This is a genomic window from Pontibacter pamirensis, assembly GCF_010015475.1.
GTDB classification, from domain to species: Bacteria; Bacteroidota; Bacteroidia; order Cytophagales; family Hymenobacteraceae; genus Pontibacter; species Pontibacter pamirensis.
In genome coordinates this window covers 37936-52818 of the sequence record NZ_SSNI01000014.1, presented here as the reverse complement: position 1 = coordinate 52818, position 14883 = coordinate 37936, and the positions used below count along the sequence as shown (strand labels likewise).

Here is a 14883-nt window from a genome sequence, read left to right as displayed (position 1 = left end):
GTAATTGTAGCGTTCATTGATAGAAAGCCTATCATAGCAATCAACAATTTAGCTATTCAGCAAATCAAACAACGGCAGCTCCTGCGGCAGCTCCATACGGATACGCCATTCCTTTGTATAGTAATTATTCATGCGATTGCCTACCTGCTTTGCCCAGCCAAGGGGTGTATTTTTATACTGTAGCAGGAGCCAGTCGTTGCCTTCAATTCCTAAATTGATATCTTCTTTGCGGAGGTAACGGAGTGCCTGTTCCAAATCCAGTTCAGCCGTCTCGAACGCGGCTTTGTTCAGGTGCTGCGACAGTGCCAATCCTTGCAGGGGTTTTAGTTTTTTTCCTTTTACCTCCGCTATTTCCGTACCAGCATAAATCACATATAAGTTCTGAAATACCTTGTCAGCGGCTTCAAAGAGATGTGCGGGTATGGCAGAAATAATATCGCCATGCTGTATCCAGGCAAACTGTTCCGGATTATTGAGCCAATCCTGTACCAGTGCCTGCTCCTTCTTCCCGGCCAGGGTGAGTTTATACTTTTTCTTTTTACCGTGAGATGCCGCTTCTTCTGCTGCACCTGCCTTGCGAACTATGGCCACAAAAAAACCTTCTCCCTGGACCTGGTGCGGGTAAAAACGGTATCCTTCGATTCCTTTTAATTGTGAGGGCTTTACACCCCACTCTGGTTGCAAGGTCAGTTTCAGGGACTCTGCCTGCTCCTGCTCAGCCAGCCAGGCAATGTTTTCTTCGTTTTCCTGCTCGTTCCAGGTGCATGTACTGTATATGAGTATACCACCTGGTTTCAGCGCATCCCAAACATCCATCAGGATGCGCTGCTGGCGCTGCGCGCATAGGTTCACACTTTCATCCGACCACTCATTAACCGCCTGAGGGTCTTTCCGGAACATGCCTTCTCCGCTGCAAGGAGCGTCTACCACCATCACGTCAAAAAAGTCGGACAACCGGCCGAAATCCCTGGGATCGTTGCTGGTGACCAGCACATTACCACTCCCCCACTTCGCCACGTTTTCTGCCAGAACAGAAGCCCGACTCCTGATAACTTCATTTGAAACCTGCAAACTGTCCGAAGAGATCAGGCTGGCAAGGTGGGTGGATTTGCCACCAGGAGCACCACATAAATCCAGCACCTGTAGTGGTTGTTCCAGATTCACTACCTGCTTCAGGGCTTGCTCTAGGAACATGGAACTGGCCTCTTGCACATAGTAGGTGCCGGCATGCAGCAGCGGGTCCAGCGTAAAAGACGGACGTTCTGGCAAATAGTAACCATATTCCGCCCAGGGTACCTTGGAAATATTTGGCCTGGCATTTGTTTTAGCTGGATTCAGGCGTATACTTATCGGCGGCGCATGCTGCAGCGCTTTCATGAAATGATGGTAGTCACTGCCCAGCAGCCGCTGCATACGGTCTGTAAAAGAGATAGGAAATTGCATAGTAAACTAAAGGTACAGCAATTTTGATGCAGATAAAAACCTGGTCTGTTTGCAGCATTCCCTATATGCGATGCCACTGCTGCAGGTATTCTTCTACAACAGGCAAATCAGGGAGGCACCAGTCATACGTACGCAGGTCTTCAGGCAAAACCCAATTAAAGGCACGATGCTCCAGCAGTTGAATGTCACCTCCCCTTAGCGAACAAAGGAAAGGAATCAGCTGAATTGTTTTTGTTTGGGTTTGATGTAAAACGGAGGTCAGGTGCCGCAGGGGCTGAACGTATAAATTCAGTTCTTCTTTGATCTCCCGTACCAGGCATTCTTCTTCTGTTTCGCCGGGCTCTATTTTACCACCCGGAAATTCCCACAGCAGTGGATCCGGCATGGATTCACTCCGTTGCGTTATCAGTACCCGACCCTCATGTTCTATAATAGCACATGTTACTTGTAGCATGCCTGGCAAAAAAATAAGGTGAAAATCTGCAGCCTCAGAAAGTCTGTTCTTATATGCAGCAAAATGAAAAAGCATTTTTATATGCTGCCGCATAATAGCAGCGCTAAAGCTGAAATTATTTTGTAAAATAGAAAAGCGATGAAATGTATGGGTGTAAGTATATTTTATGATATATTTAACTTAAAGCCAGTATCTTAAGACTATTAAAGGCGTCATCAGAGTGATCTTTTCAGATAAAACAGCACATGGCTATCAGCATAAACTACAGGTTTCTTATTCGAATTGGAGGCTGGGTGATACTGTCCACAGCCATGCTGTGTGTGCTGCTGCTACAGGTGCTGGAGCAGCATGCGGAAATAGTGCCACTCTGGGGGCAGAAAAGCATATCTACCGACCTTCTAACTTTTAGCTTTGCTTTTGGATTCGTTTTAAACCTGATTGCCACAAAGTTAACGCATAAAGCTTTACTGGCTAAAAAAGTGCTCCCCTTGCACTGGCACCTCAAAAGCCAAACTCTTATTGACAGGCTTCCCAGGCTGCTTCTTCAAAGAGCATTTATGCTTGGTCTGGCTGGTACTCTGATGGCTTGTCTCACACTCTTTTTATTCCGGCTGGTACATGTAGAGCAGGTGCCATACCAGGAATATATAGTTATTTTTCTGCTACATGCCGTATCGCTGGCATGGGCAATAACTGTGATTTCTGTTTACAGAGCATTAGGTGATTACTCTATGCTTCGCAAGGCAAGAGAAAATAAACAGAGCACATCCGCATCCTAGCAAATGTGCTCTGTTTACTTTTTAAAGCAAACGTTACTGCAATAAACCGAAATTTCCTAAACCTGCTCTAACTTATTCTGCCACTCAGCAGCGTTAAGTATTGAGTTTTTGCTGTGCCTCTTTTCTTCTTATTTGAACTTGTCTTTCAGAATCTCAAATTCAACAGCTGGCGATATGCGCTCATATAGTACATGATATACTGCATTTGTAATAGGCATGTCTACTTTAAGCTTTTTGTTGAGTTCGAAGATACTCTGTACCGCATAGTATCCCTCTGCCACCATATTCATTTCAATTTGGGCTGACTTAACCGTATAGCCGTGGCCAATCATGTTTCCGAAGGTGCGGTTACGGCTAAATTGAGAGTAGGCTGTTACCAACAAATCCCCTAAATATGCGGAACCGCTCAAGTCGCGGTGAATGGGCATAATAGCATCCAGGAATCGCTCGATCTCAAACATAGCGTTAGATACCATCACCGCCTGAAAATTATCGCCATAGTTCAGACCCCGCGCTATTCCACAGGCCATGGCTATAATGTTCTTCATTACAGCGCAATACTCTATACCATCCAAATCGTCAAGCGGGTTTGCTTTTACATAGCGGTTCCGGAGCAGCTCACAGAAGCGTTCTGCCGTAGGCATGTCATGAGAACCAATGGTGAGATAAGACTGCTTCTCTAAAGCCACCTCTTCAGCATGACAAGGTCCGGCAATAACAAGCTGATGCGAATTCGGCACATGGTAATTCCGCTCCATATAATCCGTTATCAGAACGTTCTCCTCCGGAATCATGCCTTTTATAGCCGACACTACGACCTTCCCTGTAAATGTATCTTCCGCCAAATCAGCAAGTGCCAGCCGCACGAATGCGGCTGGCACTGCCAATATTACCCAATCAGCGGCAGCAAGCACTGCCTGTATATCAGAAGTAGGTTTTACATAATTTAAATCGAACGATACCTGGCTGAGGTAACGCGGATTGTGTTTGTAACTTATCAGGTGCTGCACATCATTCCTGTTGCGCATCCACCAGTGTACCTGAGATTTGTTTTCTGAGAGGATTTTTACAATGGCTGTAGCCCAGCTACCTCCTCCCAATACTGCTACTTTTTCCAAGGGTGCTTTTTAGGTTATTCCTATTGAGTGTCTGCGGCAATGGCCTGCTTGTCCAGCGTGGCTTCGTCTTTCACCGCTACTTTGGCTCCATCGTTCAGCGTCTGTGATACTGCCCTGAAGGGACCTGCCACTATTTTCTGCCCCGGCTCCAGACCGCTGATTATTTCGATGTTTTCAAAGTCACTGATACCAGTTTTAACATTTACAGCCTCAACTGTGTTTGTGGTGCTGTTATAGGCAAAAACAACTTCCTCTACCTGTGCAGGCGGTGTAGCAGGAGGAACGTTCTGCTGCTGCTCTTCCTCCTCATCTTCTCCTTCAGGATTCGTGCCTTGCCCAGGCGCGCCTGGTGAACGTGTTGTTACCGCAGACAAAGGTACAGATAAAACATTAGGTTTTCTTTCTGTTATAATTTCAACAGAAGCGGTCATTCCCGGTCTGAAAGGGCGGCTGGTTTGCGCGGTAAGGTGGCTGTAGGAGTCATTGATGAGGCGGATGCGCACTTCAAACTCTGTTACAGCCTCCAGTGTAGTCGCGTCTTTCGCTGTGTTGGCAATAGCCGTAACAACGCCTTTAAACTTCTCATCCTGGCTGGCATAAGAATCTACGTCTACCATAACTGAATCGCCAAGCTCTACCCGTATAATGTCGTTCTCGTTCACGTTCACGCGAACTTCCATGTTGTTCAGGTTGGCTATACTCATGATTTCCGTACCTGCCATTTGTGAGGTACCAACCACCCGCTCGCCCTGCTCCACATTTAACTTTGATACAGTGCCGCTTACAGGTGAGTAAATAGTAGTTTTGTTCAGGTTTTCACGGGCATCTTTCAGAGAGGCCTGGGCATTTTGAACGTTGAACCCGGACGCACGAACGCTTGCCTGCAACGATGCCACTTCCTGTTGTGCAGCTTCATAGTTAGCTTTTATCTGCTGCCATTCGGAAATAGAAATTACTTTCTGATCATATAAAGCCTTGTTACGATCATAGTTCTGCTTTGTCTGAGTCAGGTTTGCCTCTGCCTGCGCCAGCCTTGCTCTTGACTGCCCCAGGTTGGCTCGCTGTGTATTCACCATCGCCTCCTGTGCATCCACCATCGACTGGTAGTTATCTGGCCGGATGCGCAGCAGCAACTGCCCTTTCACGACAGAATCCCCTTCTTCCACGTGCAGCTCAATTATCTCACCGGAAACGTCCGGACTTATTTTTACTTCAGTTTCCGGTTGTATTTTGCCGGATGCACTTACCTTTTCTACAATCTCTGCTCTTTTTGCTTCGGCAAGTACAACTTCAGTTCCCTCGTCCTGTCCTATCCAGCCTGCTTTTTTGGCAATCACAACACCAACAAGCACTAACACAAGTACTGCAATCAGAATAGGAATTAACTTCGATTTTTTTTTAGCCATGGTTTTTTTAGAAAGATATATCTTCGCCTTGATAGAAATCCAATACCTTTAATTTAAAAGTATACTCATACTTCGCCTGTAACAGATTAGATTGCGCAGCGCGATAATTGTTTGCAATGATATTGAAATCTACAGTATTTATCACACCGCTGTTCAGCCTTAGCTGCGCATTGCTATAGTTCTTCTCAGCAGCCCTCAGCTGCTCTTTTGCAGAGGTATACCTGCGTTGGGCGGCCAAAGCATCCACATAAGCCTGCTCTATCGTCTGGCGCAGGTTGTTACGGGCAATATCAGCGTTCAGTTGAGCGTCCTGTTGCTGCAGTTTTGCCCGTTGTACATTGCTGCGCACCTGCAACCCATTGAAGATAGGCACCTGTAACGAAAAACCGAAGTTCTTACCTACCCCGTCTTGCAACTGATCAAAGTAAGCATAGGTTTCCCTTCTGAAGGTGGTGGCAGGAGTATAAATAATAAAAGGGTTAGTTCCTTCAGAATCGGTGAATCCAATTGGTGTTGGCCGCAAAGCGCCCTCTTCTGGAAAACGGAAGTCCCTGGCACTGGAGTAAAAGGTATTATATCCGGCAAACATGGACAGCCGCGGATAATAGGCACCTCTTGCCACTTCCAGGCCCTTGGCAGCGCTTAGCACCCGAAGGTCAGCTCCCTGTATGGCGGGTAGTGTTTGTAGCGCCACTTCATATACCTGCTGCCCGTTAATCAGTACAGGGTCCTGGTCTGGTTCCGGAATTTCTGGCACCACAATCTGAAAATCATCAGAGGTAGAAAGGTTCAACACCTGCATTAGGGTGAGCCTTGAAAAATCGCGCTGATTTTGAGCGTTAATGAGCTCCAGATCATCCGCAGCAAACTGCGACTCCAGGTCCAGCACTGCATTTTCAGCCACGCTGCCGGCCTTGAAAAGAATCCTAGTGCGGTCTAGTTGCTGCTGGGTTAAATCTTTAGTCTGCTGTGAAATTTTGATGAGTTCATCCGCAAAGAGGATGTTCAGGTACGAGTTGATGATCTGTAAGGTAATGTCGTTTTGCGCTGACAGCACGTCCTGCTCGCTGGCCCGTAATTCAATCTCGTTTTGCTTGATGGTATTTACCTGCTGGAAACCAGCAAACAAAGGCACGCTTGCATTCAACTGCCAGTTGTTCGTCCGGCTTTCCTCAGAACGCAGTTCAGAAGTCGTTGGATCCACATAAGTACCAAAGTTAAAGTTGTAGGAAGACCCGCCATTCAAGGAAGGTAAGCGCCCAAACTTTGACTGATTAAGGTCTGTTTTAGCTAATTCCCTGTTTAACAGGCTACGTCTTACCTGCAGGTTATTTGCTCTGGCATAACTCACAGCCTCCTCCAGGGACCACACATTGTCGTCCCCCGGGCCCTGCTGCTGGGCCAAAACACCACCCATGCCCGTTAAGGACAGGCCAATGACCAGAAGCAGTTTTTTAGACATTTTTTTCATAGTATAAAGATTAAAGATCGATATTGGGAATATAGATTACATGCTTCACCCAGCTTAGCTGCCGCAGGTACTCCAGGGTAATGGGTTTAATACCTGAATCCATCTCTATAAACTGACGTGCAAGCTCGTTTTTTCCTTTCCTGGACACGCTCATGGTGGCTATGTTACATTGGTCATGTGCCAGTACCGAGGCAATAAAAGCAATACTGCCTGTTACATCCTCCGCGTCTATAATCAAGGTATGCAGTGTTGCCGAAAAGTTAGCAGCAAAGCCATCTACTTCTACAATTTTAATAACACCACCACCGCGGCTCTGCCCTATTACTTCCACCTCGCGGCCAGCTGCTTTAAGGTTTAATTTAATTGTGTTGGGGTGCATGGTAGAAGAATTTCCTACCGACTTGAAAGTATATTTCAGCCCACGTTCCTCCGCATGCTCAAAAGCATCTTTGATTCGCTTGTCATCTGTTTTAAAGTCAAGAAGCCCAGCCACAATAGCACGATCGCTGCCGTGCCCCTCGTAGGTGCGTGCAAACGAATTATAAAAGGTAATAACCACCTCTTCCGGTGCCGCACCAAGTAGCCTGATAGCAGCCCGGGCTATCCGTACCACTCCTGCCGTGTGCGAACTTGAGGGTCCAATCATGACAGGCCCAATCATATCAAAAACGCTGCTTTTCTCAGCCATACCCTTTCTCCCGTAATAATATCGCAAAAATCAAATTTAGCAAGAAACTAAGAGTTTTGCATTATTAAAAAGTTTATTTAGATTTAATTCTACCAACACCGCATATCCATCTACAAAATAAGGAACAGCCTCCACTAAGCGAGAGACAAATATTTTAATAGGCGGGAGTTTTTCCTGGTTCCTCACGAAATTGCCAGTCGTCTTACCCATTTTCCTGCTTCACTATGCACTTAAGATGCAAATTTTTTGCTGATGGTTGCCTCATCTTGAAGATACACTCAATTTTTGAATAGGGGAAATTTTTATACTCATGCTGGGTGGCAAAGGGGAGATTTGCGTACTTTGTAGTCGTTTAAACATCACGTACCACAAATCGTCTTTAAATGGAGCACAGATTTGACCCGGAAGTGCTGGAGCAGCTAAAGCGACTGGAGGAGAAATACGTTCCGCTAGGCCAGAACCTGGCCGCCTACCTCGAAGGGCTTTACTATACTGACTTTTTAAATTACTGGGACTATATCCACCTCGATACGCTGCTAAGCCTTCAGAATCCGCGCACTAATATTCCGGATGAGAAGATCTTTATCATGTACCACCAGATTACAGAGTTATACTTTAAGCTTTGCCTGGAAGAGTATAAGCAAATTGCTGAAGACAAAGAGATCACCACGGATTTGTTCCTGCGCCGCTTAAAGCGCATTAACCGCTATTTCGATAACCTGATCAGTTCTTTTGATGTGATGGTGGAGGGTATGGATCCGCAGCAGTTCCTGCACTTCCGGATGGCACTCATGCCTGCCAGTGGGTTTCAATCGGTGCAATACCGCATGATCGAAATCGCCTCCACTGATCTGCGTAACCTCGTGGACAAGACAAGACGGGCGGCACTGGGTTTGCAAAGTACGCAGGAAGAGATGATTGGCTGCATCTACTGGAAAGAAGGTGCTACGGAAGTGGCTTCAGGCATTAAAACACTGACGCTGCTCCGGTTTGAAGAAAAATACACGAACCAGCTGATACAATTTGCAAAGGAGTATGAGCATACGAATGTATGGTCTGTTTATAATCGGCTTCCGGTAGAAGAGCAGCAGAATCCTAAGCTCACGAATGCCCTGCGCTCGCTCGACAGCAACGTGAACGTGAACTGGCCGCTGATGCACTATAAATCCGCTGTTCGCTACCTGCAGAAAGACCCTGAAATTATTGCGGCCACGGGTGGTACCAACTGGCAAAAATACCTGCCTCCGCGTTTCCAAAAGCGTATCTTTTACCCGGAACTCTGGACTCCGCACGAAGTGGAGGAATGGGGCAAGGGCTGGGTTGAGAAGATTCTGAAGGATGAGATTTAGTTAAATTGTTGAATTGTTAAATTGCTTGATGGTTGAATTATTGCGACAATAAGGAGAATATTGCTCATAAGCAGGTTTTTTGCCATTTAATAATAACATTCCTGCTGTAGACAATAAAACGAACTACAGTAGCGTAAATCATGTTCTGAACTAGCAATTCAACAATCAAACAGGTTTAAGGATAAATCCCTTACCCACTATTCCATGAGAAAAAAAGAACTTGATCTGGTGCTAGCGCCAGAGGTTGCGTTTGATGCGCAGCAATTAGAGCACGAAATGCTGAAGAGTGCTCATATTAAGCCCGAAGATGTAAAATTCCTGCATCGTATCAAGCGCTCTATCGATGCGCGTGGACGGGAAGTTCAGGTACGGGTACGGGCTGACATTTACTTAGACAATCCTCCTACTGATATTCTTTCTCCGCAGTACCATTACCAAGATGTAACCAACACCAGGCTTGTGGTGATTGTGGGTGCTGGCCCTGCCGGCTTGTTTGCCGCTTTGCGTTGCATTGAACTCGGTTTAAAACCAGTTGTACTGGAGCGGGGAAAAGATGTGCGGAGCCGCCGCCGTGACTTGGCAGCCATTAATAAAGAACACACTGTAAACCCAGACTCCAACTATTGCTTTGGAGAGGGAGGTGCCGGCACATACTCTGACGGAAAACTTTATACCCGCTCCAAAAAGCGGGGCGATCTGCAGCGTATTCTGCAGATACTGGTACAGCATGGTGCCACACCGGATATCTTATTTGATGCTCATCCGCATATTGGCACAAACAAGCTTCCCAAAATCATAGAAGCCATTCGGGAAACGATCCGAAACGCTGGTGGCGAAGTGCTTTTTGATAAGCGCGTGACAGATTTTATTCTGGAGAAGGGGGAAATGCGCGGCGTGGTTACGCAAGACGGGCAGGCCTATACAGGCGAGTCTGTTATACTGGCCACCGGCCACAGCGCTCGTGACATTTTTGAACTGCTGCATCAGAAAGATATTACAGTGGAGGCCAAGCCCTTTGCCATGGGCGTTCGGGTAGAACACCAGCAAAGCCTGATTGACAGCATACAGTATAAGTGCGAAGATCGTGGTCCCTGGCTGCCTGCCTCCTCCTATGGCCTGGTGCAACAGACGCATTACAATAACAGGCAGCGCGGAATCTATTCTTTTTGCATGTGCCCGGGCGGCTTTATAGTTCCTTCGGCTACAGCGCCCGGCGAGGTGGTAGTAAACGGCATGTCGCCGAGCCGCCGCGACTCCCGCTTTTCCAACTCTGGCATTGTGGTGGCCATTGAACTGGAAGACATGGAACTGGAGAAGTACGGGCCTTTGGCTGGCTTGCGTATGCAGCAGGCCCTGGAGCAGAAGGCCTGCCGCATGGCGGGTGGTACACAAGCGGCTCCTGCCCAGTTGCTACAGGACTTTACCCGTCGCAAAACAGGTGGAGCCTTGTTAGAAACATCTTACCAGCCCGGACTGGTGCCGGTTGAGATGAATGAACTGTTCCCGGAGGACATGAGTTACCGCCTACGCGAAGGTTTCAAAGCCTTTGGCAATAAAATGCGTGGCTACCTCTCTAATGATGCTCAAATAGTTGGTGTAGAAAGCCGCACCTCCTCCCCTGTCAGAATCCCGCGCAATCGGGAAACATTAGAACATGTGCAGGTAAAGCGTTTCTTCCCTTGTGGTGAAGGAGCCGGTTATGCTGGTGGCATTGTATCTGCTGCCATGGATGGCGAGCGTTGTGCTGAGATGGCGGCTTTAAAAGCTGGAGTTGCCGTTAATCAATAGGCTTTAACCTGCCTTAGTCCATGTTGTTATCCCTGCATTAGCGATCGAAGTAGACATAAAAAACTAACTATTTCGGACGCAGACCGGTAAAATAAAGTATAAACTTGTAGAAAATAGCATTTAAACTTTATATATATGAAGAAGACAGTTGTATTAGGCGCTTCCGATAATCCGGCCCGTTATGCCTACAAAGCTATACACAGGCTGCAGCAGCATGGGCATGAGGTGGTGCCTGTAGGTATAAAAAAAGGAGAAGTGGGCGGCAAGAAAATTATCCACGATAAAGACGAACCCATTGAAGATGTAGATACGGTGACACTATATGTAGGGCCGCAGAACCAGCCTTCCTGGTATGATTATATCCTGAGTTTGAAACCAAAGCGCATCATCTTTAACCCGGGAACAGAAAACAGGGAATTTGAGCAAATGGCAGAGAAAGCTAACATTGCAACACTGCATCACTGCACGCTGGTTATGCTGGCTACTGATAGTTACTGATGCTGTAAAAATTTTAAAAAAAAAGATAAACCTGTCACATATAAGTACGTAAAAGGAGTAAAATAGCAGATGGCATTTGTTGTCTATGCTCAAAGAAGGGACCTTAAGGCAAGGTCCCTTCTTTCGTTTTGTGGCAGGGCAAATAAAAAACCCCACCAGCTATTTTTTAATGCTGGTGGGGTTTTATTTTAGAGCCTTAATTATCAGGTTTCAACGTGATGTTTTTCTCCGCCTTCCGCTTCTTCCATCATCTTGCGCATGGCGGCGGCAGACGTACTGTCAGGCACCATATTAGATGCAGTGGCCTGCACCTTGTTCATCATACCGGAAACAATCTTGGTTTCCCCGCTCATCAGCGCTTCGTATCCATCTCTGGCTACTTCTGCCGGCTCTGATAAAGGACCATTTGCTGCTTTCGTATGTGCAGCTCCAGCTCTTCGGAAGAACATAGTATTACTGGCACCCGGGCATAAGGCTGTCACTGTTATATTTGTATGTTGCAGTTCATTGCTTAATGCTTCAGAAAATGAAAGCACGAAGGCTTTTGTTGCACCATATACAGCCATCAACGGCGAAGGTATCTGGGCTACGACGGAAGCTACGTTCAATATTTTACCTTCGTTGCGCAGCTTCATGTCCTGTAGAAATAGCTTTGTGAGTGCCACGGGTGTGTTCACGTTCAGCTGTATAATGGCATTCTCCCGCTCCAGGTCTGTTTCATGAAAAAAGCCGTGTACACCAGCCCCGGCATTGTTGACCAATACATCTACCTGAATGCCGCTTTTCTTCACCTCTTCGTATACCTCTCTTGCTGAATCCGGACGTGCCAAGTCAGATGTAACAACACAGACATGTTCTAACTGGTGGTCGTCCTGCAGTTTGTATGCCAGCTTCTTCATTCTGTCGGTGCTGCGTGATACCAGTATCAGGTTATAACCGTCCTTTGCGAAAAGCCTGGCAAACTCCAGGCCGAAGCCGTTTGAAGCGCCCGTTATCAATACTGTTTTTCCTCTGTTGTTTTCGTTCATTGCTTTCATAGTTTAAGTTCAAGTACTGCCAATAAGATGCAGCAGTGTTATCTTTTACCAACTAAACAGCAAATGGGTTGCCTCCGTGTACTCGGGTCGCTTCTGGACATGGTCAAGAAACTGGATTGCAGCAGGTTTTAATTTAATGCAGTAGAAGCCTTTCAGCTGATAAAGCGAAAGCCCACGCAATGTCATGGGCTTTCGCTTATAACTAATTAGCACGCTAATGTAAAGACTAAAAAACAGGCAAAGATGTTTAGCCCTCTCTGCGCAGTACTTCGAGTGGTGGCCGGTTTAAAATACCGCGGCTATTCAGCATTCCCACAAAAACAGTCAGGGCGGTTATACCTATGAAGATGGGTAGAAGCGGTGCCAGATCAGGAACAAAAGGCACTTCAAAGCTAAATATCGCGAGGGCCCAACTGGCACCCAGGGCAAGAATTATACCCGTGCCTGCGGCTAATGCTCCAAGCAGCAGGTACTCAAATGCATTGATAGATAGAATCTGTTTTCTGCTGGCACCGAGTGTACGCAACAGCACGCTCTCCTGTACCCGCTGAAACTTGCTGATGTTTACCGAACCGATTAGCACCAGTAAGCCGGTGCTAATGCTGAAGAGCGCCATGAAACGAATTACAAAAGCGATTTTCCCTAGTATATCATCCAGCGTGCGTAGTATCAGGTCCAGGTCTATGGCCGACACGTTTGGAAAGCGCTGCACCATTGTTCTTTGGAACTGCGCCGATTGACTGTCGGTCTGAGTCCGCGTCATAAGCACATGAAACTGGGGAGCCTCCTCTAAAACACCTTCCGGAAACACCACCCTGAAATTTGTCTGTACCCTGTTCCACTCCACTTCACGCAATTGGGCTACTATGGTAGGTATTAGAGCTCCCTGCACATTAAACACAATAGTGTCGCCAACCACTACCTCCAGCCTGTCAGCATACCGGTCTTCTAAAGAGATAGGCACAGCTCCTCCGGAGGAAACTACCTTACCCTGCCAGCTTCCGCCTACTTCCTTTTCAGAATCTATAAGCGAGTCGCGGTACGTCACACGGATCTCGTTAGTGAAAGCTCTTTCTGAGATACCGAGTGTAGTATCCTGGCGCACATCAGCAGCCGTGTATCCTTTAATTTCATCAATGCGCATCGTTACCACTGGTACCATCTGCAGCACAGGCAGGCCCTGCTCCCGCGTGAGTTGGGCCACCTCCTCCTTCTGGGCATTCTGAATATCAAACAAGACCAAGTTGGGCTGATTTTCACTTCCGGCGATGGCTACTTCACTTAAGAGTAGGCGCTGCATCAGGAAAAGCGTTGCAATCAGGGCCGTTCCCAAGCCGATAGACACAGTGAGCAGCAGCGTCTGGTTATTTGGGCGATACAGGTTTGCCAGGCTTTGCCGCCATACATAACCCCAGCTTCTGGGAAAGAAGCGCTTCACCAGCCCCATCATCAGGCGTGCTATCAGGGCAAGCACCACGAAACCTACCAGCACCCCGGCAGTAAAACCTGATGCACGGAGCCAGGTACCCAACTGCAGGTAAGCGAAAACGAAAATAAAGGCTAAAATCAATCCACTCACAGCCCAACGCAATTTATCGGGCTGTTTCGAGACGTGCTCTATTCCGGCACGCAGCGTAATAAGGGGCGAAACATTCCGGATAGACAGCAGCGGCAGCAGTGCGAAAAGGATAGACACCACTAACCCAATGCCAATACCCCCGGCGATAGCACTCCAGGATATTCCCACCGTTACCTCAACGGGCAGGAAAGACTGGAACAACTGTGGAAGATACAGCTGAATCAAGCTTCCCAATATCGCGCCTGCCACAGAACCAATTAGTCCCATCGCCGCCACCTGGAACAGGTAAACCAGGAAAGCCTGTTTGCCACTCATGCCCAGGCAGCGCAATACGCCAATGGTAGATAGTTTCTCCCGAATGTATACATGCACGGCACTCGCTACACCCACACAGCCTAGCAGCAAGGCCACAAAGCCAACCAGCGATAGGAAGCGCGCCAGATTGGCATATGATTCCCCTGTGCTCTCTTTGCGGCTCTGCACGGTATCAAAACCGAAGCCCGCAGCATCAAAACGCGGCTCCAGCTTTGTTGCAAGCTCATCGGCATCTGTATCAGGGGGCAAACGATAGTAATGGTAGTAATTGATGCGGCTTCCTTTCTGCAGCAGGCCCGTTTCCTCCAGGTACTGCTTCGGGATATAGACAGCTGGGGCTATGGTGGCCGTCATCGCAGACTGACCTGGAATTTTATGAAGTGCGCCGGCTATTTCGAAGGTCAGATTACCGACTTTTATAGAGTCACCGGGTTCAGAGTTGTACTGTAGCAGCAGTGTATGGTCTACAAGTGCTTTGCGTCCGCCGCTGCGGAAAGCCGTACTGGCGTCCTGCGGTTCAGACTCAATCTCGCCATAATAGGGAAATCCGCCTTCCTCCAGCGCCCGCACCTGTACCAGCCGTGTGCCCTCAGATGCCTGGAAGTAAACCATGGAGGCAAAACGCACCTCATCAGAACGGTCGCCTCCCACGGCAATGGAATCAAGCAACTGCTGCATCTCGGGCTCAATTTCCTTATTACTAGCTACTACTAGGTCTGCTCCTATCAAAGACTTCGCCTGGTTATCAATATCACTGCGAAGGTTATCAGAGAAGGAGTTGATAGCCACAAGCGCTGCAATACCGAGCACAATAGAAGAAATAAACAGCGCCAGACGCGCCCGGTTACGCCTGCTATCACGCCACGCCATTTTCAGGAGCCAGCGCAGGTTCAGGCTGTTTTTCTTTTCTATATGAATGATGGTATCAGGCACGGGCGAGTTCTTAAAAAGTTAAATG

Annotated in this window: 12 protein-coding genes; 4 read left to right on the top strand and 8 right to left on the bottom strand. The window is 47.6% G+C overall.

The annotated features are described in order from the left end of the window. Window positions 1–48: 48 nt before the first annotated feature. The gene (locus E1919_RS13195) at window positions 49–1443 is read right to left on the bottom strand and encodes a methyltransferase RsmF C-terminal domain-like protein (RefSeq protein ID WP_162053874.1); all 1395 of its coding nucleotides are present in this window, start codon (window positions 1441–1443) and stop codon (window positions 49–51) included. 61 nt (window positions 1444–1504) lie between these two features. Then, window positions 1505–1897: a (deoxy)nucleoside triphosphate pyrophosphohydrolase gene (locus E1919_RS13190; protein WP_162053873.1), complete on the bottom strand. Its 393-nt coding sequence runs from the start codon at window positions 1895–1897 to the stop codon at window positions 1505–1507. A gap of 245 nt (window positions 1898–2142) precedes the next feature. Here E1919_RS13190 and E1919_RS13185 point away from each other — a divergent pair, with 245 nt between their 5' ends. After that, window positions 2143–2676, top strand: coding sequence for a hypothetical protein (locus E1919_RS13185; protein ID WP_162053872.1), 534 nt, complete (start codon window positions 2143–2145; stop codon window positions 2674–2676). A gap of 128 nt (window positions 2677–2804) precedes the next feature. On the opposite strand, the gene E1919_RS13180 is transcribed toward E1919_RS13185, so the two are convergent. The 4 genes from E1919_RS13180 to sdaAB are packed head-to-tail and all read right to left on the bottom strand — an operon-like array spanning window position 2805 to window position 7359. Further along, on the bottom strand, window positions 2805–3794 hold the full coding sequence (locus E1919_RS13180) for an NAD(P)H-dependent glycerol-3-phosphate dehydrogenase (protein WP_162053871.1): 990 nt from the start codon (window positions 3792–3794) through the stop codon (window positions 2805–2807). 20 nt (window positions 3795–3814) lie between these two features. Beyond that, window positions 3815–5200: an efflux RND transporter periplasmic adaptor subunit gene (locus tag E1919_RS13175; RefSeq protein ID WP_162053870.1), complete on the bottom strand. Its 1386-nt coding sequence runs from the start codon at window positions 5198–5200 to the stop codon at window positions 3815–3817. A gap of 7 nt (window positions 5201–5207) precedes the next feature. Continuing rightward, window positions 5208–6662 carry a TolC family protein gene (locus tag E1919_RS13170; RefSeq protein WP_237144339.1) on the bottom strand — a complete coding sequence of 485 codons (1455 nt, stop codon included), beginning with the start codon at window positions 6660–6662 and terminating at the stop codon, window positions 5208–5210. A gap of 19 nt (window positions 6663–6681) precedes the next feature. Beyond that, entirely contained in the window at window positions 6682–7359 is a 678-nt protein-coding gene (sdaAB, locus tag E1919_RS13165) for an L-serine ammonia-lyase, iron-sulfur-dependent subunit beta (RefSeq protein ID WP_162053868.1), read from the bottom strand. A 383-nt stretch (window positions 7360–7742) separates the two neighbouring features. Between sdaAB and E1919_RS13160 the strand changes: the two genes are divergently transcribed. The 3 genes from E1919_RS13160 to E1919_RS13150 all read left to right on the top strand — a co-directional run bounded on the left by E1919_RS13160 (window position 7743) and on the right by E1919_RS13150 (window position 10994). Then, window positions 7743–8708, top strand: coding sequence for a tryptophan 2,3-dioxygenase family protein (locus E1919_RS13160; protein ID WP_162053867.1), 966 nt, complete (start codon window positions 7743–7745; stop codon window positions 8706–8708). A gap of 204 nt (window positions 8709–8912) precedes the next feature. Beyond that, window positions 8913–10496 carry an NAD(P)/FAD-dependent oxidoreductase gene (locus tag E1919_RS13155; protein ID WP_162053866.1) on the top strand — a complete coding sequence of 528 codons (1584 nt, stop codon included), beginning with the start codon at window positions 8913–8915 and terminating at the stop codon, window positions 10494–10496. Between the two features lie 135 nt (window positions 10497–10631). After that, the gene (locus E1919_RS13150; protein WP_162053865.1) at window positions 10632–10994 is read left to right on the top strand and encodes a CoA-binding protein; all 363 of its coding nucleotides are present in this window, start codon (window positions 10632–10634) and stop codon (window positions 10992–10994) included. Between the two features lie 203 nt (window positions 10995–11197). Here the strand turns inward: E1919_RS13150 and E1919_RS13145 are convergent, their stop codons facing one another. Both E1919_RS13145 and E1919_RS13140 read right to left on the bottom strand, forming a co-directional pair. Next, window positions 11198–12031 (bottom strand): SDR family NAD(P)-dependent oxidoreductase, encoded by an 834-nt coding sequence (locus E1919_RS13145; protein WP_162053864.1) that lies wholly within the window; start codon window positions 12029–12031, stop codon window positions 11198–11200. 247 nt (window positions 12032–12278) lie between these two features. Continuing rightward, complete coding sequence (locus E1919_RS13140; RefSeq protein ID WP_317168222.1) at window positions 12279–14858, bottom strand: ABC transporter permease; 2580 nt, start codon at window positions 14856–14858, stop codon at window positions 12279–12281. Between the last annotated feature and the right edge of the window lie 25 nt (window positions 14859–14883).

Bases quoted from the DNA above. Each gene is read 5' to 3' on its own strand.
- E1919_RS13145 (WP_162053864.1), bottom strand. From the start codon at position 12,031: ATGAAAGCAATGAACGAAAACAACAGAGGAAAAACAGTATTGATAACG.
- E1919_RS13160 (WP_162053867.1), top strand. From the start codon at position 7,743: ATGGAGCACAGATTTGACCCGGAAGTGCTGGAGCAGCTAAAGCGACTG.
- E1919_RS13190 (WP_162053873.1), bottom strand. From the start codon at position 1,897: ATGCTACAAGTAACATGTGCTATTATAGAACATGAGGGTCGGGTACTG.
- E1919_RS13185 (WP_162053872.1), top strand. From the start codon at position 2,143: ATGGCTATCAGCATAAACTACAGGTTTCTTATTCGAATTGGAGGCTGG.
- E1919_RS13175 (WP_162053870.1), bottom strand. From the start codon at position 5,200: ATGGCTAAAAAAAAATCGAAGTTAATTCCTATTCTGATTGCAGTACTT.
- E1919_RS13195 (WP_162053874.1), bottom strand. From the start codon at position 1,443: ATGCAATTTCCTATCTCTTTTACAGACCGTATGCAGCGGCTGCTGGGC.
- E1919_RS13155 (WP_162053866.1), top strand. From the start codon at position 8,913: ATGAGAAAAAAAGAACTTGATCTGGTGCTAGCGCCAGAGGTTGCGTTT.
- E1919_RS13150 (WP_162053865.1), top strand. From the start codon at position 10,632: ATGAAGAAGACAGTTGTATTAGGCGCTTCCGATAATCCGGCCCGTTAT.
- sdaAB (WP_162053868.1), bottom strand. From the start codon at position 7,359: ATGGCTGAGAAAAGCAGCGTTTTTGATATGATTGGGCCTGTCATGATT.
- E1919_RS13170 (WP_237144339.1), bottom strand. From the start codon at position 6,662: ATGTCTAAAAAACTGCTTCTGGTCATTGGCCTGTCCTTAACGGGCATG.